General features: G+C 35.3%; 19 protein-coding genes and 3 pseudogenes. 18 read left to right on the forward strand and 4 right to left on the reverse strand.

Annotation, left to right across the window (positions count from 1 at the left end; genetic code table 11):
- The first annotated feature begins 213 nt into the window (after positions 1 to 213).
- The 6 genes and pseudogenes from CP367_RS05715 (at position 214) to CP367_RS10750 (ending at position 3537) form a co-directional block, all read left to right on the forward strand.
- Positions 214 to 723 carry an Ltp family lipoprotein gene (locus tag CP367_RS05715; protein ID WP_081307129.1) on the forward strand — a complete coding sequence of 170 codons (510 nt, stop codon included), beginning with the start codon at positions 214 to 216 and terminating at the stop codon, positions 721 to 723.
- A gap of 147 nt (positions 724 to 870) precedes the next feature.
- Positions 871 to 1242: a hypothetical protein gene (locus CP367_RS05720; protein WP_065989983.1), complete on the forward strand. Its 372-nt coding sequence runs from the start codon at positions 871 to 873 to the stop codon at positions 1240 to 1242.
- 17 nt (positions 1243 to 1259) lie between these two features.
- The gene (locus CP367_RS05725; protein ID WP_065989981.1) at positions 1260 to 1625 is read left to right on the forward strand and encodes a transporter; all 366 of its coding nucleotides are present in this window, start codon (positions 1260 to 1262) and stop codon (positions 1623 to 1625) included.
- A gap of 204 nt (positions 1626 to 1829) precedes the next feature.
- Positions 1830 to 2081: a hypothetical protein gene (locus CP367_RS05730; protein WP_065989979.1), complete on the forward strand. Its 252-nt coding sequence runs from the start codon at positions 1830 to 1832 to the stop codon at positions 2079 to 2081.
- A 487-nt stretch (positions 2082 to 2568) separates the two neighbouring features.
- Positions 2569 to 3205, forward strand: a pseudogene (rpe, locus tag CP367_RS05735) (ribulose-phosphate 3-epimerase).
- A gap of 182 nt (positions 3206 to 3387) precedes the next feature.
- Positions 3388 to 3537: a hypothetical protein gene (locus CP367_RS10750; protein WP_158227328.1), complete on the forward strand. Its 150-nt coding sequence runs from the start codon at positions 3388 to 3390 to the stop codon at positions 3535 to 3537.
- Positions 3538 to 3769: 232 nt separating this feature from the next.
- Here CP367_RS10750 and CP367_RS05740 read toward each other — a convergent pair whose 3' ends face one another.
- Positions 3770 to 9817: a S8 family serine peptidase gene (locus CP367_RS05740; protein WP_065989977.1), complete on the reverse strand. Its 6048-nt coding sequence runs from the start codon at positions 9815 to 9817 to the stop codon at positions 3770 to 3772.
- Positions 9818 to 10161: 344 nt separating this feature from the next.
- Between CP367_RS05740 and CP367_RS05745 the strand changes: the two genes are divergently transcribed.
- The 5 genes and pseudogenes from CP367_RS05745 (at position 10162) to CP367_RS05765 (ending at position 14994) form a co-directional block, all read left to right on the forward strand.
- Complete coding sequence (locus tag CP367_RS05745) at positions 10162 to 11067, forward strand: peptidylprolyl isomerase PrsA (RefSeq protein ID WP_089146080.1); 906 nt, start codon at positions 10162 to 10164, stop codon at positions 11065 to 11067.
- Between the two features lie 326 nt (positions 11068 to 11393).
- Positions 11394 to 11645, forward strand: a pseudogene (locus CP367_RS05750) (MerR family transcriptional regulator); the annotation flags it as partial.
- Positions 11646 to 11652: 7 nt separating this feature from the next.
- Positions 11653 to 12135: pseudogene (locus CP367_RS05755) on the forward strand (NAD(P)-dependent oxidoreductase); the annotation flags it as partial.
- Between the two features lie 121 nt (positions 12136 to 12256).
- Positions 12257 to 14410 carry a hypothetical protein gene (locus CP367_RS05760; RefSeq protein ID WP_089146079.1) on the forward strand — a complete coding sequence of 718 codons (2154 nt, stop codon included), beginning with the start codon at positions 12257 to 12259 and terminating at the stop codon, positions 14408 to 14410.
- 20 nt (positions 14411 to 14430) lie between these two features.
- A complete protein-coding gene (locus tag CP367_RS05765) occupies positions 14431 to 14994 on the forward strand; it encodes a GNAT family N-acetyltransferase (protein ID WP_089143445.1) in 564 nt (187 codons plus the stop codon).
- A 50-nt stretch (positions 14995 to 15044) separates the two neighbouring features.
- Here CP367_RS05765 and CP367_RS05770 read toward each other — a convergent pair whose 3' ends face one another.
- Positions 15045 to 16442, reverse strand: a complete 1398-nt coding sequence (locus CP367_RS05770) for an ATP-binding protein (protein WP_089143436.1) — start codon at positions 16440 to 16442, stop codon at positions 15045 to 15047.
- Positions 16443 to 16685: 243 nt separating this feature from the next.
- Here CP367_RS05770 and hpt point away from each other — a divergent pair, with 243 nt between their 5' ends.
- Entirely contained in the window at positions 16686 to 17219 is a 534-nt protein-coding gene (hpt, locus tag CP367_RS05775) for a hypoxanthine phosphoribosyltransferase (RefSeq protein WP_089146078.1), read from the forward strand.
- A 25-nt stretch (positions 17220 to 17244) separates the two neighbouring features.
- Here the strand turns inward: hpt and CP367_RS05780 are convergent, their stop codons facing one another.
- Both CP367_RS05780 and CP367_RS05785 read right to left on the reverse strand, forming a co-directional pair.
- Complete coding sequence (locus CP367_RS05780) at positions 17245 to 17787, reverse strand: TetR/AcrR family transcriptional regulator (RefSeq protein WP_005723891.1); 543 nt, start codon at positions 17785 to 17787, stop codon at positions 17245 to 17247.
- 458 nt (positions 17788 to 18245) lie between these two features.
- A complete protein-coding gene (locus CP367_RS05785; protein WP_065989965.1) occupies positions 18246 to 19079 on the reverse strand; it encodes an SEC10/PgrA surface exclusion domain-containing protein in 834 nt (277 codons plus the stop codon).
- A gap of 818 nt (positions 19080 to 19897) precedes the next feature.
- Here CP367_RS05785 and CP367_RS05790 point away from each other — a divergent pair.
- The 6 genes from CP367_RS05790 to CP367_RS05815 all read left to right on the forward strand — a co-directional run bounded on the left by CP367_RS05790 (position 19898) and on the right by CP367_RS05815 (position 24172).
- Entirely contained in the window at positions 19898 to 21235 is a 1338-nt protein-coding gene (locus tag CP367_RS05790) for a 6-phospho-alpha-glucosidase (protein WP_005718261.1), read from the forward strand.
- A gap of 131 nt (positions 21236 to 21366) precedes the next feature.
- Positions 21367 to 22140, forward strand: coding sequence for a MurR/RpiR family transcriptional regulator (locus CP367_RS05795; RefSeq protein ID WP_023488350.1), 774 nt, complete (start codon positions 21367 to 21369; stop codon positions 22138 to 22140).
- 11 nt (positions 22141 to 22151) lie between these two features.
- Positions 22152 to 23144 (forward strand): asparaginase, encoded by a 993-nt coding sequence (locus tag CP367_RS05800; RefSeq protein ID WP_023488349.1) that lies wholly within the window; start codon positions 22152 to 22154, stop codon positions 23142 to 23144.
- 94 nt (positions 23145 to 23238) lie between these two features.
- Positions 23239 to 23379 carry a hypothetical protein gene (locus CP367_RS10840; RefSeq protein WP_005725642.1) on the forward strand — a complete coding sequence of 47 codons (141 nt, stop codon included), beginning with the start codon at positions 23239 to 23241 and terminating at the stop codon, positions 23377 to 23379.
- Between the two features lie 45 nt (positions 23380 to 23424).
- On the forward strand, positions 23425 to 23718 hold the full coding sequence (locus CP367_RS05810) for a hypothetical protein (protein WP_057727029.1): 294 nt from the start codon (positions 23425 to 23427) through the stop codon (positions 23716 to 23718).
- A gap of 55 nt (positions 23719 to 23773) precedes the next feature.
- Positions 23774 to 24172, forward strand: coding sequence for a PTS sugar transporter subunit IIA (locus CP367_RS05815; RefSeq protein WP_023488347.1), 399 nt, complete (start codon positions 23774 to 23776; stop codon positions 24170 to 24172).
- Positions 24173 to 24178 lie beyond the last annotated feature (6 nt).

Here is a 24178-nt window from a genome sequence, read left to right on the forward strand (position 1 = left end):
TGAAATAGTTCTTCTTTCTGTATGTGTTTTTTGTTCAAACCAATCATACGAGAAAGGAACTCCTTTTTCTAATGTTTAAAGAAATAAATTTAAGAAATCATTCATCCTTACACAAAATATTTTACAGTCTCTTCGATATGTATTAAAATAATATGGTTTAATGTTATAGTATGTTTTTTTATAGAATAAATGTTTTATTAGTGGGAGATATAAATGAAACATAAATTATTTACATTCGGACTAGTATCAATCTTGTTGGCTAGTGGAATTGGTACACTAAGTGGATGTTCTGATGAGGATTCAAGTAGTGAATCTAGTCATACAGTCACTAAGGTAAATCATAAGAAGAGCAGTAGTACAAATTCAGAGTCTAATGAAGAATCTAGCTCTGGTTCAAAAAGCAAAGTTCCAAGTGAATATGAAAATGCTCTGGCTACAGCTAAAGATTATGATGAAGATCAACCTATGAGTAAAGCAGGGTTATTAGATCAGCTAACATCAAAAGACGGAGAAGGATTCACACAAGACGCTGGACAGTATGCTGTTGATCATTTGAATGCTGATTGGAATGAAAATGCATTGAAATGTGCAAGAAATTATCTTAAAGAGGAACATTTGTCTAGATCTGATGTTCAGGAACAATTGAGCTCTAGTATCGATGATGGCGGAGAAGGATTTACTTCAGATCAAGTTCAATACGCAATGAGCCATTTGAATGATTAGTTTTTTGATTATTTGTTACTTTAAGTTTAGGTTTTATGGTCTTCTTGTTTAATACTTAGTGTTACATTTCAAATTTACGTTTGAGATACAAAATTGGTCCAAAATACTGATGACTATAAAAGCTGATTTACTTTATGAGGCTTTTCAATGAAAAGTAAAAATTTGGCGTTAACCAATGGAATTGTAGGATTAGCGGGAGGAATTATCTTACTTTTCGGTATTTGGTTTATGGTTGCAGCAGCTGCTGCAGAGTCTGGTAGTGAAAATTACACCGCTTTTACCATTGTTACCATTGCTTTGTATCTTATTAAGATTGCTATTTTAGCATTAGGGATTATCGGAGCGGTTTATTACAAAGGGATGGATGAAGTAAAAACATCATCAAATGTATTGTTAATCGTTGGTGGAGCTATTTCTTTAATTCCTGCTTTAGGCTGGGTAGGCGGAATTCTTGCGATTATCGGTGGATCAATTTATCTAGCTAATTTGAAGAATTTTAATATTCAACAGAAAAATTAAATTACTTGGAGGATCTAATGATGAAGTTGAAGATTAATATGTGGACTGGTATTTTGGATATTGTAAATTGTGTTTTATTTGCAGTATCTTGGTTTGTGATCTTTGGGACAGCTTTTTCTGATGCAACTACTGGAGGAAATGCGACAGGTGGAGCAAGTGCCTTCTTCTATATTATGGCCTGGGTCGGTGTTGTATTAAATATTGTTGCCTTGGTTAAATCAAAAAAGGCTAATATCTCCATTGTGGGTCCAATCTTGGGGATTATTGGAAGTGCATTGTTCGGAGTAACGGCTGCACTCGCATTTCCAGCATTAGTAGTGTTAATTATTGCTACTGTGTTTACAATGCTTCAGCATCCTGCTAAAAATGCAGTTACTAAATGATCATATAGATAATAGTACTAGAAAAAGATACTAAATTACTTGAACTTTTAATTAATATGAAAGTTGAAAGTACAAAAAGTCAGGTTTCGTGAGAGATCTGGCTTTTTGCATAGATTTAGCCTATTGCCTAGAACGATTTAACTAGCATCACGCGTATGAATAAGTAATTTGAAAGTGTGATAACCGGCGAAAAAGACGCTTCTTTTGTTAGCTGGGTGTCCAGGTACAGGAAAATCATATTTTGACAACTGGATTAGAAAAGAAATTCCTAACTTTTTCTTTGAATCATCAATTGATGTGTTCAAGGAACAACTATATTACGAAAAAGGCTTTGATAATTTAAGTCAAAGAGCAGAATTAGATAGGCAAGCATATAGTATGTTCTATGATGATGTACAAAGATTGATGAAAGAAAAGAAATCAATTATTTCAGACTATCCATTCAGCTATAAGTAACACGACGTACTTGAGAAAATTGCTAAAAGTTATAATTATCAGATAATTACGATTACTTTAATCGCTGATCCTAATGTTTTATATGAACGTCAACAAAAGCGTGATTTAGACTCTAGTAGACATTTAGGTCAATTTAATGATCCATTATCATTAAAGGTGATGTAATTAAGAATTGAAGCAAAATTAAAATAAAGCTTACAAAATCAAAGTATGATGCCTTTAATAAAAAGCGTAACTATCAAATTTTAAACTCGGTACTACGATTTTTTTAGATGTTACGAATTTTAAGACTGCAGAGTGTGAAAGTACAATAAAAAAAGTAAAACAATTAATTCAATAATGGCAAGGACTTATACTTTTCCCCGCTATAATCGATAGAACAAAAATTAGTGAATTTTATAATTTACAACTTTAAATTTGTAATCTGTATTAAGAAGAGTTTGATCTCAAATTTTTAAGAGGTTGGACTCTTTTTTAGGAGAAACTAATGATAATAGCACCATCAATATTAGATGTTAATAGTTTTGAGTTAACACAGAGTATTCAAGCTGTAATTCTGGCAGGAACAAAGAGATTTCATATTGATATCATGGACGGACATTTTGTACCAAATTTATCTTTCAGTCCAAAATTCGTAAAAGATTTTAAAGAAAAATTTCCACTTTCTATCATTAAAGTACATCTGATGAGTGATAATTTATCTCGTTTTATCCCAGCATTTATTGCAGCATATTATTGAATTTCATTATGAAGCTACTTCTCAAGTGAATTATTGGCTTAAGTATTTACATAATCATAACGTGAAAGCAGGATTAGTACCTAATCCGAAAACACCAGTATCAAGTCTAGTGATGCATCTTAACTATTTAGATCAAATACTGATTATGTCTGTTAATCCTGGCTTTGGTGGACAAAGCTTTTTGCCAGATACTCCTAAAAGAATTAAACAAGTTGACCAGTTAATAAAAAGTAACCTTTCATCTATCTCAATTGAGGTTGACGGGGGAGTTAATGATCAGAATATTATTCTTGCTGCTTCAACGGGATGCAATATATTTGTGGCAAGATCATATATTTTTAATACCAAGGACATTTTAAGTCAAATAAAAAACTTGATGATTTAGTTAGTTCTACAGTAATGAGAACAAACTAAGGAGATGAATGGTTTAAATAATTATATTGATCATACTTTGTTAGTTCCGAGTGCTACGGAAAAGGAAATTGATAGAGTTGTGGCAGAAGCAAAGCAATATAGGTTTCATTCGGTATGCGTCAACTCTGCTGAGTAAGACACGTTAGTCAACTTTTGAAAGGTACTAATATTAAAGCTGTAACAGTAATTGGTTTCCCTTTTGGCGCATGTTCAACGATTGCTAAAGTTGAAGATGTAAGGGTAATGTTTGAAGCCACTGATGGTCAAATTGGTATAAAAGTAGCTGGCGGTATTCCATACTAGGACTGAAGCTGAATTAATGTTAAATAATAGAGCTACTGGTTTAGGAATTAGTTCAAGTTTAAATATTATTTATGGATAGATGTGATGTTCTTTCTGTGTAATTTTTAACTTTACTTATAAAAATCCCAAAATCAAAAAATCCTACTAAATCCCAGTACACATTATGTACTGAATTAGCAGGATTTTTATTTAGAGCAAATGTCTAAAACTAGCTAAATAATTTTTTAGATTTTTATTTTACAAGATTGACTTTGTTAATGTTGACACTCTTTATATATTTGCTTTCGCCGACTCTGTAAGCATACTTCTTGTAATGTTTGAGTGCCTTGTATTGATCACCGTAAACAGTGATAGTAGTGCCTTTCTTGAGAAGTTTATGTGATGCTTTCTTACCATTAGATTGGTAAACAAATGAATTTCTCTTCAATGTCACTTTAGTACCGGTAACATTTCTTACACGAATATATGCATCCTGGCCGACAATCTTATAGAAGTGTTGACCGCTAAATGTGTAAACCTTAAGTTTCCCTTCTTCGGTAACTAGATTAAGAAAACTGTAAGCTTTGGCAGAACTCTTTGTCTTTTTAAGGTCTTTAGTATAAAGAGTTGACTTGAACATTACTTTAGTGTCCTTGCCATCTTCTGTTGTACTCTTGTTGTCATTTTTCTTGGTGTCTTTTTCATCGTGAGCAGGAGTTACAGTTTGATTGCCCCAAAGTTGGTTGCTGCTTGATGCAGTATTATTATTTCCTGGAAGCAATGGAGTAGAAGGCTGGGTAGACTTTTCAGCTAATGCTTGTTCAGCCTTGTCTAGATCCTTAGCAGCATCTTGAAGGTCAGACAACTTAGCATTCTTGTCAGCTAAAACATCTTTAGCTTTCTTCAAAGCTTCATTAAAGTTTTTCTTAGATTCATCAGTGTATTTATCAAGATCCTTCTTTTTACCAGCATCAACCTTAGTTTGAAGATCTTCCTTAACCTTAGCTAACTCTTTATCTTCGCTAGGTTTGTTGTCATCCTTGGATGGTTCAGCAGGCTTTTCAGTCAATGCTTGTTCAGCCTTGTCTAGATCCTTAGCAGCATCTTGAAGGTCAGACAATTTAGCATTCTTGTCAGCTAAGACATCTTCAGCCTTCTTTAAAGCATTGTTAAAGTTCTTCTTAGATTCATCAGTGTATTTATCAAGATCCTTCTTTTTACCAGCATCAACCTTAGTTTGAAGATCTTCCTTAGCCTTAGCTAATTCTTTATCTTCGCTAGGCTTGTTGTCATCCTTGGATGGTTCAGCAGGCTTTTCAGCTAATGCTTGTTCAGCTTTATCTAAAGCCTTAGCAGCATCTTGAAGGTCAGACAACTTAGCATTCTTGTCAGCTAAGACATCTTCAGCTTTCTTCAAAGCTTCATTAAAGTTTTTCTTAGATTCATCAGTAAATTTGCTTAAGTCCTTCTTTTCGCCAGCATTAACTTTAGCTTGAAGATCTTCCTTGGCCTTGGCTAAATCTTCATCTTCACTAGGCTTAGTTTCTTGATTAAGATCCTTAACTTCTACAGACTTAATTTTGGATTCATTGCCATATTTATCAACTGTCTTGAATTGTACGGTCCCGTTTTTAGTAAGTTTAAAGCCATCGACTGGTACATCATTGAATGTTTTTCCATTATCAATGCTGTAAACTACCTTAGCTTCAGCTTCATCAGTAGTTGCTTTAAGGGTTGCGGATTTACCATCTTTTGCAACAACTTGTTCTACGCTAGGCTCAGCTAAAGTCTTAGCAGGTTCATAGTATACAACTAATGCTTGTGAACTCGAATTCCCTTGGGAATCAGTTACTTTAACGTTGAAAGTATTCTTACCTTTCTTCAAATCAACTTCGTGCTTAAAGTTCTTTTTGATACCTTCTTTACTATTGTAATCAACATCACTCCAACTAGTTTCAACGTCATTACCATTGATTGACAAGTCATAGAATTTATAGTCATCACTTACAGTACCCGAAATCGTAAACTTACCCTTATTAGTGTATACAGTGTTTTCACTATCTAAGTTTAGAGTAGGAGCTTCAGCGTCTACATAGAAGCTCAATCTCTCTTGAGTAGTTTCTCTAACAGTTGAATCACCAATCAATGCTGAAAAGATCTTAGCGCCATGAGTGCCAATGTTTAGTACTACTCTAAATGTTTGATCTGAATTAATCTTTACGTTTTTACCACCAATTTGCAAAGTGGTAGTTGGTCTTTTTACTTTACCAGTAAGGATTAACTTACCAGTCTTAGGATTGTAGTTTTTAGTCTTGGCATTAACGTTACGAGTACCCCACTTGATGCCGTTATTGAAGGTAACATCACTACTTGAAACAGTAGTTTTACCACGATCACTAGATTTAATTGTTTGTACTACGCTAGATGAGTTGCCGTCAGCGTCAGTTGCAACAAGAGTAAAACTATTTTCACCAAAACTTACTGGTAATTCAGTACTAAATGTGTGATCAGCGTTAAGTTCAACTGGAACATCTTTCTGACCTTTTTGTTTAATCACTAAAGTCTTAGTGTCAGCACTTACTTTACCCGAAAGTTTTGCAGTGCTTTCAGAAGTTTGGGCTAATGTGGCTGATTTATCTTTGGTTACATCATAAGTATCATTCTTATCAACTGATAGGCTTTCAACTTTAGCTGGGACTAAGCTTACAGTAATGTCTTGTTTCTTAAGCAAAGTCTTATGATCAGAATCAGCATAAAGAGCAATAGTAGTCTTATAATCGTCTTGAGAAAGTGGAAGTTCTGCGGTAAATAACTTGTTGTCATCACTTTCTACGCTAAAGTCATGAGTATGACCATCTTTATCAGTGTAAGTTCCATAGACTTTACTTGGGTAGGTACCAGAGAATACATAAGTACCACTTTTTGCATTGTAGTTCTTAGTTTGTGATGAGATCTTGTCTGGCAATCCACCATTTCTAAGAACTAAGCCGAAGCTGGTTTCACCTGGCTTATTGCCTTCACCTGAAGTAGTACCTGCATTTGCGGCATTATCGAATAATGCAACAGAAAAGCTATTTGTACCTGCTTGAAGCGCCTTTACTTGAGCTGGAGATAAGTCGATTTCCACTTTCTTGAAGCCATCTTTATCTGCTTTAACAGTAGGATCATATTCTAGTTGACTTGAAACGCCATTGACAGAAACATTTACCTCACCACTTAAACCACTAAGTTCATCTTTTGCTTCTGCAGACAAGTAATAACGAGTTTGTTCTTGCCCTTTATTATCTTTGATCTTGCTTGATTCTAATTTAAGATTCTTTACTACAGGTGCAACACTGTCAACTTTGACTGGGATATCATAATGCTGTTCAGTATTTGTTCCATTAACAGTTGCAGAAATTCTATAAGTATAGTTTCCGTCAGGAGCATTAACAGTCTTGTTAGCTTGCTGATCGAAGTATGTACCATCCCAAGAAGGAGCATCGTTAAAGTAAGTATAGCTTTGCTCTTGTGACTCATAATAAGTCTTGGTTGCATTACTCAAAGAAGCTAAAGTATTGATTACTTTACCATTTTTATCCAAAATTTGGATCTTAACGTTGTTAGCGTTTCTATACAAGTAGTAAGTAGGCTTAAACCACTTGTATTGTGCATTTTTAGCATTAGAAATTGCAAATTTTGAAGGATCAAAACGTAAATTACCAGAAGCGTCTCTACTTAAGCCTGGGTTAGTATTATCCGCACTGTTACCTACGGTTACTAAAGTTCCAAACATATTATTGTCAGGCTGGAATACATCTGGATCATTGAGACTAGCAAAGATTGGAAGATCTGAACTTGCCCAATCACCAAAAAAGCCCATATATGGGAGACGTAATTGTGAGGAGTCTGATCCATTAAATGTTAGGAAACCTTCAACATATTGATTTTCATTAAAGTTAGCAGGTAAAGTCAGAGTTAAAGTGAGTTCCTTAGTAGAATTTGCAGGAACTACAACGTCACCACTAGCTTTAATTGAAGCTCCGTCAATCTTCTTATCATATAAAACTGCAGAGCCATCAGTAGCAGAGGTGTAAACATCAGAATCTTTACCATTATTTTCTAATTTGTAAGTTAAAGGTTTATTGGTACGATTAGTAAATTTAACTTGGAATTTAAGATTTCTATTTTTAAAACTCTTGAGTTCTACACCAGGATAGCCATCACTGCTGACTACAGTTGAAGGATTTTTAGCTAGAGCTTGGATAGTAGCTTGGGCGTTGATAAAACCAGCACCTTGTCTACGTGGAGAAACGATAACATTATCATGGCTGATATCAGGTTGAATACTTGCAGTATTCATTTCTAAAGTTTTGATAAATGCAGTTCTTTCTTCTGGACTCATTTTTTGATAAGTTGTGTAGAAAGCACCATTCTTGTCATTCATTGTTTGACTAACAAGTGCTTGGGTACCAGCAATAAATGGAGAAGCCATTGAAGTACCAGACATGTTAGTGTAACCATTGTTGTTTTGAGTGGACCAGATATGTCCACCAGGTGCCGAGATATCAGGCTTAAATGCTAAGTTAGAAGCAGGACCATATGAAGTGAAATCAGACATTAAGTCTGTTTGACGAGCAGAGTTATTCAAAGCCTGGACAACAATGCTTACTTTCAATGCTTCATCAGGATGGGCTTCAACGTATTTTACTAATTTTTCTCCTGCTGAGGCTGATAAACCGGCAGTAGGGAAGCCAGCAGTAAGTGACATACCAGTCATATCGCCAGGTTTATTGTTAACAATTATTAAACCAGCAGCACCGGCTTCTTGGGCGTATTTCTGCTTATCAGTAAAAGTAAGATCACCACGTTTGACGATTGCAATTTTACCTTTCACAGCAGAAGTATATTGTTTGGCAGCACCTGTGCCTAATTTGCCATTCTTGTCTTTTACGACGTAAAATTTTTTATCATTAAAGAAAGCACGATCAGTACCTTCTGAAAGTTGAGTAGCTTCTGGATTTACAATAGTAGTTTTACCATCGGCAGATGTAATAGTCACTCCATCAGTAGTAGCCTTAGTATTTTCAGCAGAAGCAACAGTTGTTGCACTTCTTGCAGTACCGGGACTACCAAGAGTTTCCATGTCAGGGTTACCGTAGTAAGCTTTATTAACACCTTCAGTTTCTGAATTTGAAGTACCGGAGTTACCAGCAGAAATTACGGCTGCAGTACCTTTTTTAGTAGCACGTTCAACAGCAGCAACTTCTGGGTCATCTTCATTTTGTTGACCAGAAACTGAACCTAATGACATGTTTAAGACATCAGCGCCAAGCTTAGCAGAGTCGTCGATTGCGCCAATGATACTAGTAGAATCAGTAGAAGCTGAGCTATCTGAATTAGAAAAAGCTTTCATAGCTAATAACTGAGCTTCTGGAGCAACGCCAACAACGGAGTTAACAGAGTTAGCAGCAGTACCGTTGGCAGCAACAATACCAGCAACGTGCATTCCGTGTTGTTCGCTAGGATTATCATCGGTAATATTGTCATTATTGTCTGAATAATTGTGACCGTATGGTACTTTATCAGTAAAGTAACGACCATAACCAGTTTCTTTAGTAAAGGCATTAACTTTATCTTTGGTCAATTTTGCCTTGGAATCATCACTTAAGCGCAAATCCTTATGGTTCGGATCGATACCAGTATCAATGATAGAAACAACAGTACCTTCACCTTTGTATTTATAATTGTTCCAAACGGTTGAAACGTTAGCCATATCATCGGCTGAAGAGTCATTAGCGTAATAAACTTTGGCTAAAGTTACAGATTTAACGCCAGGAATATTTCTTAATTTTTGAATATCTTTTACTTTTGCCTTGGTAGCAAATCCATTAACTACGTAACCGTAACTTTTACCAATTGCTTGGTTAGTAATAGCTTTAACTTTTTCCTTAATAGAAGCTTGATTGGCAATTACTTCTTTGGAAGCTTGCTCAATTTCTGCGCTGCTTGAATTAGCACTTACTGAGCCATTAGTAGCAGCTGGTGCAGCTGACAATTGAACAATCACATCAACGTATACGTCTTGCTTTTGCTTAGGAGTTAAGTGCTTAAGATTAACTCCTTTTGCTGCTAATTGTGCTTCAATTGCTTTGTTAGTTAAACCGGTTGTAGCAGATTCTGCTGCTTGAGTACTTTTTGCAACAGTTTTGGTTTGACTTTCAACACTAGCCTTAACTTGTTGTTCGGCAGTGGCAAACACAGATACGACAGATAGGGTAGCAGCACAAACCAATACCCCTGCATATTTATTTCTCTTCATAAAATAGCCCTCCAAAATAATTAATAATAAGGCTTTAATTTTTAATTAATATTAATAATTTTTATTTCAATTTAATATTACTAATATTAATCAAATATTATATTGAGAAAGATCATAAAAAGCAACAGAAATTTCATACTAATTTTTTTATTTTGATTAATAAATGAAAAATAATTTTAATCTCAAGAAGACTTATTAATTCTGAAAATAACATCAAAAAGAAAAAAATGATTTTAAAATTGTATAGCTTATTATTTGTTATTTTATAATTTAGTTGAAATTAAAGTTAAAATCTGCTTTAATACTTTTAATAATTTAATGATATATTTTTTGGAGCAGACAAGATGGATAAATTATTAAAAAATTTAATGATGACTGCAACTGTTTTTTCTTTGTTGGGCTTGGCTGGATGCTCTACATCAAATAATGCTGAAGTTGCACAATATGGGAAAGATAAGAAAGTTACTCAAGAAGAATTTTATAAAGAACTTAAATCGTCCCCCTCAAGTAAGACCATTTTAGCTAATTTATTAATTTATGATGCTTTAAAAGCACAATATGGTAAAAAATTGGATGTTAAAAAAGTCAATACTGAGTACAGCAACTATAAGGAACGTTATGGTTCACAATTCGATAACTTTTTAGCCCAGGGTGCATATACTAAAGCATCTTTTAAAAGAATGATTCAAATCAATTTACTTAGTCGAATTGCTTTGGAATCTCAAATTAAGCCGACGGATAAACAATTGAAGGCAGCATGGAAAGATTATCAGCCTTCAGTCAGTGTGCAGCATATTCTGACTACTGGTAAAACAACAGCTGAACAAGTTATTGAGCAGCTAAATAATGGTGAGAGTTTTTCAAGCTTAGCTAAAAAGTATTCTGTAGATAGTTCTACAAGTAGCGATGGCGGAAAATTAGCTGCATTTAATCAAGAAAATAAAAATTTAGATTCAACTTTTAAAAATGCAGCATATAAGCTTAAGGATGGCGAATATACCAAAACGCCAGTAAAAGTCACTAATGGATATGAAATAATAAAAATGGTTAAACACCCAGATAAGGGAAATTTTGAAAGTAGCAAGGCAGAACTAACTAAGGAGCTTTATAATAAATGGGCTGCAAACTCTACTGTGATGAAAAATGTAATTAGCCAAGTGTTAAAAGATCAAAAAGTAAAAATCACTGATAAAGACTTGCAATCGGCATTGGATCAGTATAAAGGTTCGACAATGTCAGCAGCAAATTGATAACATAAAAATATTTCTAGGACATAATCAACTGTTGGGTTAGTAAATGTAAAGTAAGTTCCATTGAATTTATTTGAAAGCATGCCCTCAATCTCGTAAACTTATAAATATATAGAAAATGAGCAAAAATTACAAAAGTTAGTGAAACAAGCTTTGGATAACCTTGAAACTTTACTTAATACTTTTAATGAAATCAAGAAGCTAATGAATAAGCAATTAGATGAAGAGATGTATGATTATTAGCGTTGTTGACTGTAAAAAATGCTACCTTGGTTTGAGTTGACTGGACTAGTTTTAACGTTTAGTATTTCATAAAGATAATTAACATGACTCAATACTACACAAGCGGCGAGTTTGCGGAAAAAGCGCATGTCTCAATTCGTACGATTCGCTATTATGATCAGAAAAATTTATTAAAGCCAGCTGCGCGTACTAAGAGTGGTGCGCGGCGATATACAGATCAAGATTTTGCCAAATTGCAACAGATTTTGCTACTGAAATATCTGGGTTTTTCACTTAATGAAATTCGAGAGATGACGATCGGGGCGGGGGATGCACAATTTTTACTGGGTTCCTTGTAAATTCAAAATCGCTTGGGTTTTTAGCATTAATGGTCATAATTTTATCAAAACGATGCTTAAAGTAGGCAAAAGTCATGATGAAGTTAAGGTGGTTAATGACCAAATTGGTACGCCAACTTATACTTTTGATCTAGCACGCTTGCTGGTTGATATGATAGAAACTGATAAATACGGTTATTACCATACGACTAATAGCGAATTGTCTGAGACTGCTAGCGGTTTTGACGATAATGGTACTAAAACAGGCTATATTTCTTGGTACGATTTTACTAAAGAAATTTATCGTCAAGCAGGCTACGATACCAAGGTAACACCGGTAACGACTGAAGAATATGGTTTGTCCAAAGCGGTGCGGCCATTTAACTCACGCTTGGATAAGAGTAAGCTGGTTGAAAATGGTTTTAAGCCTTTACCAACTTGGCCTGATGCAGTTCACCGATATTTAGAGATTTTGAAGAAGCAAGGCTTTTTTGAAGAGTTGAAATAGACAAAAGATGAGGATTTGATGCTTCATCTTTTTTTTGATTGTCAAAAGGAATGCAATCAAGGCGTAAATATGTGAAAATGTAATTGCTTACGGCTTTTTTGATAATAAAGGGGTTTTTTCCATGACTGAAGATGCAAAACTAAAACAAGTAATTAACAAAGTCAATAATGCAATTGAGTGGATTTACAGTCTTGGCTGCATTGTTCCTAATTCTTTGAATACTGAACTCGATTCTGATGAAGACGATCTTTATCTTTACCTACAAACGCCTAACAATTTAATAATTCCGAGCATGTTTTTAAATGATCAAACTTATGATTATTTACTTGAGCAAGATGACGCTTCTAACGGTGAAGGAATTATTGTTAGTTTAGCAGGTAGTTTTTTTGATGCCACAGCTCCTGAACGACGTGCTGAACTTGATTCTACACAATTACGTCAGGATGTGGATTATCTTTACAACGTTTGGTATAGGTTGACGCGAAAAAATGAAACGATTAATAATTACTATCGTGATACAGCAGGTACCTCTATAGTGGAAATACGAGAAAATTTGCAAAAGGCTTTAACTGCTAGTGGCTTATATGGAGCAGATATATTAGCGCAGACTGAAAGCAAATTGGCAGAGCTGCCAGACGCGTATTTATTGGCTATTTCTAAGGAAGTCCAGCGCTCAACTGATGATGCTGAAGCAATTGGTCGTTTAGTTCATCATATGACAATGGAGATCCCCAATGATTCATACTTGTTCAAGCCAGATCCTGACTTTTCTTTGTTAGAAGATGCATCTGCTAATGTTGAGCAAACTGATAGTGATAATTCAAGCAATTTGATAGGTGATCCAATCGAGCGACCAGAGGCTGAAAAATTGGCTACTAAATTTCGTCAGGCTAGCGAGCTATTAGTACAAAATAATCTTATTCCTGTAGGTGCCTTTGGAATAGAGTATGATGAAGCACAACATGATTTGATTGTGTATTTGCAGTCGCCTAATGATGTGATGATTTTTCGAAATGATATTCTAGGTACTAAGATTGCAACAATGATTGAAAATGAGAGTGTAGAGCAATGTGCGGCTCATTTAGCCATTTCGTTTATCCTTAATTTTGCCCGTGATTTACAAGACACCGCAGGACAAATTAGTGATGATGATTGGGATGCTTATTGTGCCGATCTAGACTACTTATATCGTTTGATTTTTGGCTTTTCTCTCAGTATCCCTGACGTTGACAACTACCTAGCTAGCACTAATGAAAGATCATTGAATGATTTGCGGCAAAAACTGCGTAGCTGTGTTCAAGCTAGCAACAACGAAGACAAGAATGATTTAATTGAAATTATTAATAAGCTAGGCTATGGGTACCTCTATAGTTTACAAGCGTACATTGATTCGATCGGCGATGATCAAGCTGCAGATGCAATTACCAACTTTTTAGGTCACTCACTAATTTATTTACCTAACCAAGATATTGATGCTGGTTTTACTGCAGATCCTAATTTCTCTGTTTTAGATGAAAATAATCCACATGATACCTGGCAAAATGGTTCAATCGTCATTGACAATAATCAGGGTGATGCTTCAGGAATTGTAGCTGAGCTATATCCTAAAATTCAATCTGCCGCAGAAAATTTGGCTCAACGTTGCGATTTTGAACCTGGTTCAATCAATGTGCAGTACTCTGCTAAGCAAGGGTTATTAGGGATCCTGTTCCAAACGCCAGGAAGAGTTTTGAGTCCTTCTTTTGCTTGGAATGCACAAAATGCGGCTCAATTAGTTGAGATGGAGCCGGAGCAGTTAGAAACTCAACTAACGCTTGATTATGTTTTTGGTGCCTTTGGTGAGGCAATCGATGACCTCGCTAGTGAGATTAGCAAGAACCAAGGCAAAATAGACCAGGATAGTGTTGAACTAATTAATGTTGATTTGGCTTACAATTTTGAGAGAATTACTAAACTATCACGTACCTACGCTGACATGGATCTAGCACTTAAAGAAATGATGGGTAATGATTATGCGGAAAGAAAAATGCGCGACTTTTTGACTACTTCAATGCAAGTAGATGATAATGATGCGGCTTATCAGGTGGATGGACTGTTGATTCGAGCCACTTATACGCAGCTCTTCGCCTTATATCGCTTAATGCATGACTGCAAATTGCTGGAACCGAAGGCAACTACTATATTTGACCTGTTAAAAAATCAAGTAGAAAACCCAATCAAGTTCGATGTAGTCGATGATGTTGATTTGTTTGAAAATGATCATGATGATGAATAGTTTTTAAGGAGAAAGTAATGATTATTAGACGAGCAAGAAAGTCGGATTTTCCCTTTGTTTATCCGATATTAAAACAAATTTTTGATGAAATGCAGATGAAGTCAATTGAATCTTTGCCAGAAGATCAATTCTATAGCTTAATGAAATTAGGGTTCATTTCCGAGGATTATCGCTATTCATACCGCCGAATTTGGGTAGCTGAAGATCATGGTAAGGTGACCGGAATTTTAGATATGTATCCTTATAAGGACCAGAAGATCATCGATGTTGTCTTGCGCCATAACTATGCAAATGCTGGTTTACCCATTTCAACCGTGATTTTTGATGATCAAGAAGCTTGGCCACACGAGTGGTATATTGATGCGTTAGCTGTACATCCCGACCATTGGGGTGAACACATTGCTAGTCGTCTGATGGACGAGGCAGAACAAGTAGCGTTAGCTCATGGCTATCATATTATCAGCTTAAATGTGGACAAAGAAAATCCACGTGCGCAAGCTTTGTACAAGCATAAAGGTTATGAAGTGCAGAAGTCGATGACGATTGGTGACCGCACTTACGATCATATGATTAAGAAAATATAGAGAAAAAGCAGCATTCCTAGAGTATAAGCTTTGGGATGCTGCTTTTATGTTTATTCAAAAAAGTGTTGGTATTCAATTACTGTGACATTATTTTTTTGCGCATATGCTTTGAAACCAGGCGTTGCCTCTTTGGCAAAAAAGTAAAGATAGCTTTGTTTAATCTTGGGTACTAGGAACGATCTTTCAACTAAAGTATCAATCATTTCCGGTTTAATCTTATCTTTTGCTCGCCATTTACATTCACCGATAATAGCTTGATTATTAGTGAAATCAGGTGCAACAATATCAATTTCTTCTTCACGCTTTTTAGCTGGATTAGGGCCCCACCACTGACCAATTGTACGAATGCCAATTGGTAAATCATTTTGACGCCAAAGCCAATCGCCACTAGCTTGTTCAAATACTGGACCTAAAAATCTGGGTAATTCACTCATAATATAGTCTAATAAGCGATCAACTTGTCCTCTAACAATTAAATCTGTCTCACCGTCGACAAACTTGAACCAGAAACGAAAGAGACCATCAACAATATAATAGTAAGCTTTGCGGTTATTTTTATTAAAAAGTGGTTGCTTTTTTTGAATGACGCCAATATCTATTAAATTTTTTAAATAGGGTGTAAGAGAGCTAGATGTAATATCAGTTGCTTGCACAATATCGTTGTAGTGATTGGAACCATTAGCAATAGTTTTGAGAATAGCATTATATGTAGCTGGATTGCGCATTTCTTCCTGCATTAGAACGTTCGGTTCATCACGCAGAGGAGCAACTGGTGAGAAAAACATTTGTCTAATATTATCTCTCAATGAAATCTCGGGATTGATATAAGCCAAGTACTGAGGAATGCCACCAGTGATGCCATAGTAACCTAATAAGTCGCTTTTATTAACACTAGGCAGCATTGTTTCTGATTCAAATAAGTCAAATGGTTCTAGTTTTAATTGCCCAGTTTTTCTGCCGTAAAGTGGGCTCTTGTACCCCAGGACCTGTCTTTCCATGAATGACATCGATGACCCACAAAGAATTAACATGACATTATTGTATTTTTTATAGACATGGTCAATTACGTATTGAAGAATAGAGCTGACAGAATGTTCTGATCTGGCTAAAAAGGGATATTCATCGATGACAAAGACTAATTTTTGTTCTAAATGATTAGCAATATTTTGCACTTCTGTAAAAGCTTTTTCAAAATCAGCGTAGGATGCAGTATTAAAATCATCATTTTTTAAATCGTTGATTTTTTCTGATAAATTCTTGAGATTCATATCACCTGTTGATTCTATTCCTTGATAGTAAATAGCAGGTTTATTCTGAATAAACTCACTAATCAAGGCGGTTTTACCAACTCGTCTACGGCCATAGATTACGATCATCTCGAAGTTAGGACTCTGATATTTAGCATTGAGGTCATTGAGTTCATTATTTCTACCGACAAAATGTTGCATAGATTTATTCCTTTCTTTTATTTGATTATAACATAATTACGATTAGCCTTATTATAATTATGCTAATCGTAATAAGGTTAATTTCAGTGAAATACTTTTGTTAAAATCCGAACAATTTAGGCTAATTGTAGCCAATAAATAAACAAATTATTTACTTTTAGTACTTCAGAGCTTTAACTCAGTCTTAAATCATGTTAAAATCTTATCAATGACAAAATTATGAATTCAAAGGGTAGACAGATAATGAACAACGACATTGAGAAAATTTTGTTTGATCAAGCACAATTAGATAAGCGCATGGATGAGATGGCTGCTGAATTGAATCAAAAATATGAGGGCAAGCAGCCGATTGTCATTCCCGTTTTAAATGGGGCAATGATTTTTGCTAGTGACATGATCAAGCGACTTAACTTTAAATTGACAGTTGATCCAATTAAGGCTTCAAGTTATGCCGGTACCGAATCAACAGGCAAGGTAAAGATCACTCAAGATATAAAATCTGATGTTAAAGATCAACCGGTAATTTTTATGGAAGACATTATTGATACCGGTCGTACGCTTCAAGCATTGAGTGAAGTGATGAAAGACCGTGGTGCCGCCAGCGTTGAAGTGGTAGCTATGCTTGATAAGCCAGATACTAGAGTAGTTGATTTCCATGCTGATTACTATGGTTTTCAAGCTCCAGATGCATTTTTAGTAGGGTATGGTCTTGACTATAACGGCTTATATCGTAATTTACCTTATGTCGGTATTTTAAAACGTAAAATTTATGCTTAATGTAAAAAGTTGCTAGTATTCGTTGCTAGCAACTTTTTTTAATGTGATGGAGAAAAAGGCATTCAACGTCAGTATAAACTGTGATGACATTGTCCTGATAGTCATGAGCAATCCAGTCTAGAATTCGAATAAGAATCAAACTGGAAATGCTTTGGATATGCTTATTAGAAAGATTACTATTGAATAGTAATTTTTGCATTTCACGAAAAAGAGCTTGGTCAACTTGTGTTCGAATTTGACTTGAGGCAAGAGAATGTACATTTCGATAGTAGGTGGCATTAGTTTCAATTTCTATCAGTAAGTTGTGTGCTTTTTTATGTAAAGTACTTGATTGGGGATTGTTGAAGCAAGAATTGATTTCGAATTGCAGTACTTGACTAAATAGATCATTCAAATTTTTAAAGTTGCGGTAAAAAGTTCCGCGACAGATATTTGCAGCTTCACAGAATCTTTGAACTGAATACTTGTAAACAGTTCCTTGTGATAGGTCTTTTTTTAAGGCTTGTGCAAAGAATTGGATATGTATCCTGTCTTTCCTAGTTTTTCTTCTTGTAGTAGTGAAATACATCTTTATCCTCCCTTTTTTATGTTCATTGAACATATTGATATAGAATATACCATTTGCTATTTAATATAGCAATCCTTTTTTTTAGATAACAATAATGTAATAGATTGTGTAAGCGAAAATCCCGCATGGATAATGTAAAAATTGCTTTTGAAAAAGTTTATTAATTGTAATCATAATTTGCTGTACTGTTGTTAATTATGTATAGTTATTGATGGAAACATTGATTTATCAAGGATTATAGACAAAATAGTAATAAGATAATAACTTAACACACTATTAGTATTAGCTAATGTATACAAACAATTAGATAGCTTAATTGAAAATGTGTGAATATCTGCATTTTTTTGACAGGATTTTGATGAAAAATGGGCAAAAATAAAAGAGCTCAAATAGTTGACTGAACTACTTGAGCTCTTGGATTAGGAAACTGTATTAAGTTTTTAACTACAGCGTTAGTTTTAATGATTGAATTTTCTGTAGTTTTGGATGTAACGTTTAGCAACACCCATCATGTGAACACTAACCTTGCTTTGGTCATCCTTTAAGCCACTGAAACTAATACCAAAGTATTTAGTCTTAGCATCGTAGCTCTTAGTACGGCAACCAAGTAAATCACCAGCGTGTTCCCATTCAGTGTATCTAGATGAGTCATTCATCTGACTGTCAGAGCCTGCAAAACCGCCAAAAAGCATTTGCTTTACGTTAAAGTAAATTTGGTTTTTCAATACTGACATTGGACGTAAGTTAGTATTGTATGTTGAAGAGATAGGCAAGCCAGCTTCATCTTCGTAGACTTGACCTACTTTTGAGTTAAGGCCAGAAGCCTTAGCTGCGCGTTCAATTCCAGTAACATAGTGGTCGGCATCCCAGCAAGATCTGTTATGGTTGTAGTATTCGTTAGCTACACGATTTGCAAAGTGCAAAGCACCTCGCTTGTAAGTCCAGTCTTGCTTGCCAAGTTGATGACGTGCAGAATTAATTAAGCTTAAAGTGTATTGGCTCAGTTCTTTTTGTTGAGACGCAGTTAATTTAGTCACGTTAACTAACGTATTATCTGAACCCGCATCACTATTGGTGTTTTCCTTCATGCCTTTTTTAGAAGCATCAATCAAAGCCTTACTTGCTTTACCAGTTTGGTTCCATTTAATAATGGCACTCTTGGTGTAACCAGCGGGTAATGTGATAGAAGCAGCTTGAACAGTAGAGTTGTTATTATTTGAAATAGCAACACTTCCACCTGCTAAAGCGGCTGCGATACCGATAAGTGATAATAGCTTAACATTCTTTGTCATTTTTCCTAATCCCCCTATATTACGAAAAGAATTCCCAATTTATAAGTCATTTTTTTGCTTAAGGAGTAGTCAATTCCTTAAAGATCGTTATATGTCTCTTCATGGAATGATACTAACATTATTAAAAACAAAGTCTATATATGAACAGCTTTAATAACGTATCTTGTTAAATAAAAACATATATGTTATTTTTTAGAGTGCTAGTTTATCAAGACTTAGGGCGACCTAAAATAAAAGCTATACGACTAATAAATAATTCAAAAGTTTTTTAATAAAGGCTAAATTTATATAAAAAAATATATAATTATAACCTAAGTTATCTATAAATTATCAAGTACTAATGACTAAGAGTTGGGATAAAATCAGCGTTTAGCAAAGATATGTTTTAAAAATATTATATTGTATAGAAAATAGCAGAAAGATATTAAAATTATAATTAATTTCAAAATTACACTACAAAATATGGAAGTGAAACTAGTTTGAGTCGTATTTTGTAATTAAAGCTATACGATCATCAAATACGGACTATTTATTTTTGTGGTTAAAGGAATATTCAAATTATAGTTTATCTTGGTCATGAAACGATTATTTTTTTCATGTTTACACTATTACTAATAAAGGCAGTTAAACACCTGATTTGTTAGGCTTAAGGCAACATTTAAAAATATTTCGCGTAGTGAAACGCGTTCCAAAACTTGAAACAAAGTCTGAAGCTGGTGAAAACGAATACATTTGTGGAAGAAGATGATATAAATATATGCGTAAGGCAAATGAAACAGAGATAAAAACTTAGTTTTATTTAAAGGAGAAAATAGATTATGGATGGTAAGAAATATTCAGTAGTTATTGCTGGCGGTGGTAGTACTTTTACTCCAGGATTTGTCCTTGATTTAATCAAGAGTCAGGATAAATTCCCATTAAGACAGTTGAAGTTCTATGATAACGATGCTGAACGGCAAGAAAAGATTGCCAAAGCTGTTGAAATTATCATGAAGGAAAGGGCACCACAAATTAAGTTTTCTTACACAACTGATCCTAAAGAGGCTTTTACTGATGTAGATTTTGTTATGGGATCAATTCGTGTTGGTAAATATCACATGAGAAGCTTGGATGAAAAGATTCCATTAAAATATGGCGTGAATGGTCAAGAAACTACTGGACCCGGAGGAATGGCCTATGGTCTTCGCTCAATTCCCGCAATTTTGCAAATTATTGATTGGATGGAAGAATACTCACCAAATGCTTGGATGATCAACTACTCCAACACAATTGCAATCGTTGCAGAAGCTTGCCGTCGTCTTCGTCCAAATGCTAAGGTAATTAACATTTGTGATATGCCGATTGATGATATGGACAGAATGGCTGCCATTTGTGGTTTGGACAGTTGGCATGATATTGACTTTAACTATTATGGTTTGAATCACTTTGGCTGGTGGAAAGAAGTTCGCAACAAGAAGACTGGCGAAGACTTAATGCCTAAGTTGAAGGAATACGTCAAAGAGCACGGCTATTGGGTAGGTGGCGATTACGACAAGGATACTGAAGCTTCTTGGGAAGCCACCTTTAAGAAAGTTGCCGATGAATATAAGCTAGAGCCAGAAACTTTGCCAAACAATTACATGCAATACTACTACTTCCCACAATATGAAGTTGCTAATGCTGATCCGAAGCATACTCGTACTGATGAAATTCGTGAACACCGGCAAAAGATTGTCTTTGGCGAATGTGAAAGAATCGTAAAGGTGGGAACTGCTAAGAATAATATTTGGGATATTTCAGGTTTGCACTCTGAATATATCGTAGATATTTGTCATGCGATCGCATTTAACACTCATGAAAAGTTCTTAGCTAACTGTGCTAATAACGGTGCAATTTCTAATATGGATCCAGATTCAATTGTTGAAGTACCAGCATTGTTTGGTGCTGATGGCATTCAACCAATGGCTACGGGTAAAGCAGGTCGCTTCCAAAGAGGCTTGATGATGGAACAACAAACTTGTGAAAAATTGGTTGTTGATGCTTATGTTGAACATTCATACAATAAGATGCTACAAGCATTTGCATTAAACAAGACCGTTCCAGATGCTTCCGTTGCTAAGAAGATTTTGGATGACATGATTCCAGTTAATGCTCCATACTGGCCAGAACTTAAATAATTAATTGTCATAACATAACTTCAATTCAAGAATAAAAATTAAGGTAGTTACTCAAATAGGGTGGCTACCTTTTTTGAGTACGACATGATATTCTTTTCTTAATAAGAAACAGTGATGAGAAAGGAAACAGAATGGATTTAGAAACAGCGGTCATGAAGAAAAAGGAAAGTTTTAATGAGACCGATAAAGCAATCGTTAGCTATTTATTGAAATATCCTGAAGCAGCAAGTCAGTTGAGTTTGCTGGAATTAGCTCAGAAATTATACGTTTCTAAGTCCGCTATTTTTCGCCTAAGCAAAAAATTGGGATTAAGTGGTTTCAGCGAATTGAAATTTGAATTGTCCGAGTTAGCTACACGAAAGGAGCAAAACGTTAAGAACAAGCAAACGCTAGATTTCAATACGGATTTACAAAAGATCATTGCTGAAACTTTTAAATATTTTAAGGGATTAAACTTACAACCATTTTTTGCGGATTTAGATCAAGCGGAAACGATCTATCTTTACTCTACTGGCTGGCAGCAGCAAATTATCGCGGAATATTTGGCGCATAACTTTTTCTTAATTGGTAAAAAAGCAATTATTTTGCCTAGTGCACGCGACGAAGTGGCATTATTAGGGCGGTCTGCACGGGAAAATGACATGCTGTTTGTTATTTCATTTGGTGGTTTTAATAAAACAATTATTGAAGAACTTAAGAAGATTGATGTCGTGAATACTGAACTGAAATTGGTGTCATTGACTAGCTGGCAAACGGGAAAACTAGCCTCTCTTAGCGACTATAGCTTTTTCTTCAAAACTACGCCATTTCAATTTAGTAAGCAAAATGCGGTAACTTTTAGTTCGGCCTATGTTTTAATTGATCTAATCATGAATAGTTATGGTCGACATTGTGATTTGAGATAAAGGGGAACAAGATGAAGAAAATATTATTGCTATCAACTGGGGGAACTATTGCTTCCGTTGCTTCTGATGCAGGCCTAGTACCCAAGGAAACCGGTGAAGAGTTAATTAAAATGTTGGGAAAGTTGCCGTACGACATTCAAGTCCGCGATATTTTGCAATTAGATTCTTCTAATATCCAACCAGAAGAATGGAAATTTATTGCAGAAAATATTTACAAATACCGCAATGATTACGATGGAATTGTTGTTTCACACGGTACTGATACTATGGCTTATACGGCATCAATGTTGTCGTTTATGCTGAAAAATATTAATATCCCGGTTGTGCTGACGGGAAGTCAGGTACCAATTAACGTGGTCCTAAGTGACGCTCACGATAACCTACGGTTGGCTTTTGCAGCTGCAGCAACTTGTCCACCTGATGTTTATTTAGCCTTTCATAATAAAGTTATGCTGGGCTGCCGCAGTGTAAAGGTGCGGACTACCAACTTTGATGCTTTTGAAAGTGTGAATGTACCACCAGTAGCAACCGTTTCTTCCGATGGGTTAGTTTTTAATTCAGAACATTTTCAAAAAGAACATGACGGTCAGCCAACCTTAAATACTAAAATTAATTCGCACGTATCGTTGGTGAAACTATTTCCAGGTTTTGATCCTAATCTGCTTTTTGCGATGGTTAATAGTGGTTGCCGCGGGATTGTTATCGAAGCGTATGGTCTAGGCGGGATGAACTTTATTCGCCGCAACATGGTAGCCGCAATTGGTAAGCTAATTCGTCAAGGTATTCCCGTTGTAGCCAGCAGTCAATGCTTGTATGAACGTAGCGATTTGACCAAATATGAGGTGGGGCGTGAGGCTTTGCTGGAAGGAGCTATTTCCGCTTGTGATATGACTTCTGAGAGTGCGATTACCAAATTAATGTGGGCTTTAGGGCAAGGGATGGACGTCCATCAAATTGCTGATTTTTTTGATACAAATGTTGCTGGAGAAGTAACTCTTAAGTAAAGGTAAATAATATTACAATTATGTTAATTGTAAGCGCAGCCATTCCCATAACGATCGGCTTTTTATATAATAAGAAATATAAGGAGCTGGGAACATGAAGAGTACAGTTTTACAGAAAGTTTGGCTTGTATTTGCTGCTATAGGAATTGGGGCTTCCCTTTTTGTTAACAATTCGCATCAACTGATCGAATCTAATGCAACTACAATTTCAAACGCAATTATTAATACGAAATAAAGATGACAGTCACTTAGGTGGCTGTTTTTTTGTATAATAAAAGAATTGGATGTGAACAAGATGGATTTTGAAGAAGCTAGAAATAAATTACAAATGATTGAAGAAATGCTCAATCGGATGCCCTTGATTCATGGAGAAAATGATGTTTTCAAGGTTACTGCTGATGAGATGGATGACTTTTTAGCCAATGTAACGCCTGATATAGATGGCAAACAAGTGACGGAACAAGGAAAAAAGATTTTGCACACTTGTCTACAAGTACTTAAGTTACGGCAAAAGGATGAGCGGCTAACACCTGAACAAAGTAGCTTATTAGCAGATATTGAACAGCTTAATTAATACAAAAATATGTTAAAATGGTTCTGTAGAAATCGCTTACAAAGAGGTGCGTTTTATGGAACTTTTAATTGCAACTCATGAAGGGTTGGCTGCGGGGCTAATGTCTGCACATGATATGTTGGCAGGCAAGAATGATCAGATCCTGACAATTGAATTAAACGACACAGGAATCAGAGATTTTAAGGCTCGTTTTGCTAAAGTCATGAATAAATATCAGAATAGTCAGATTTTGGTGCTAACTGATTTAAAAAATGGGACACCCCACTTAGTCGCTTCGGAATATGAAGATATGTATCCTGAGCGAGTACGGGTAATTAGCGGTGTTAATTTGCCAATGGTGCTGGAGCTTAGCCATAAGATGATCAATGCTAACTTGAATGAAAGTACTGAAAAGGCAATTCAGATTGGTCGTAGTCAGATAGATGTTGACCAATTGGCAGCAGCCAAAGTTTAATATCAA

Origin of the sequence: Lactobacillus sp. UMNPBX16, assembly GCF_002553775.1 — a bacterium.
Lineage (GTDB): Bacteria > Bacillota > Bacilli > Lactobacillales > Lactobacillaceae > Lactobacillus > Lactobacillus crispatus.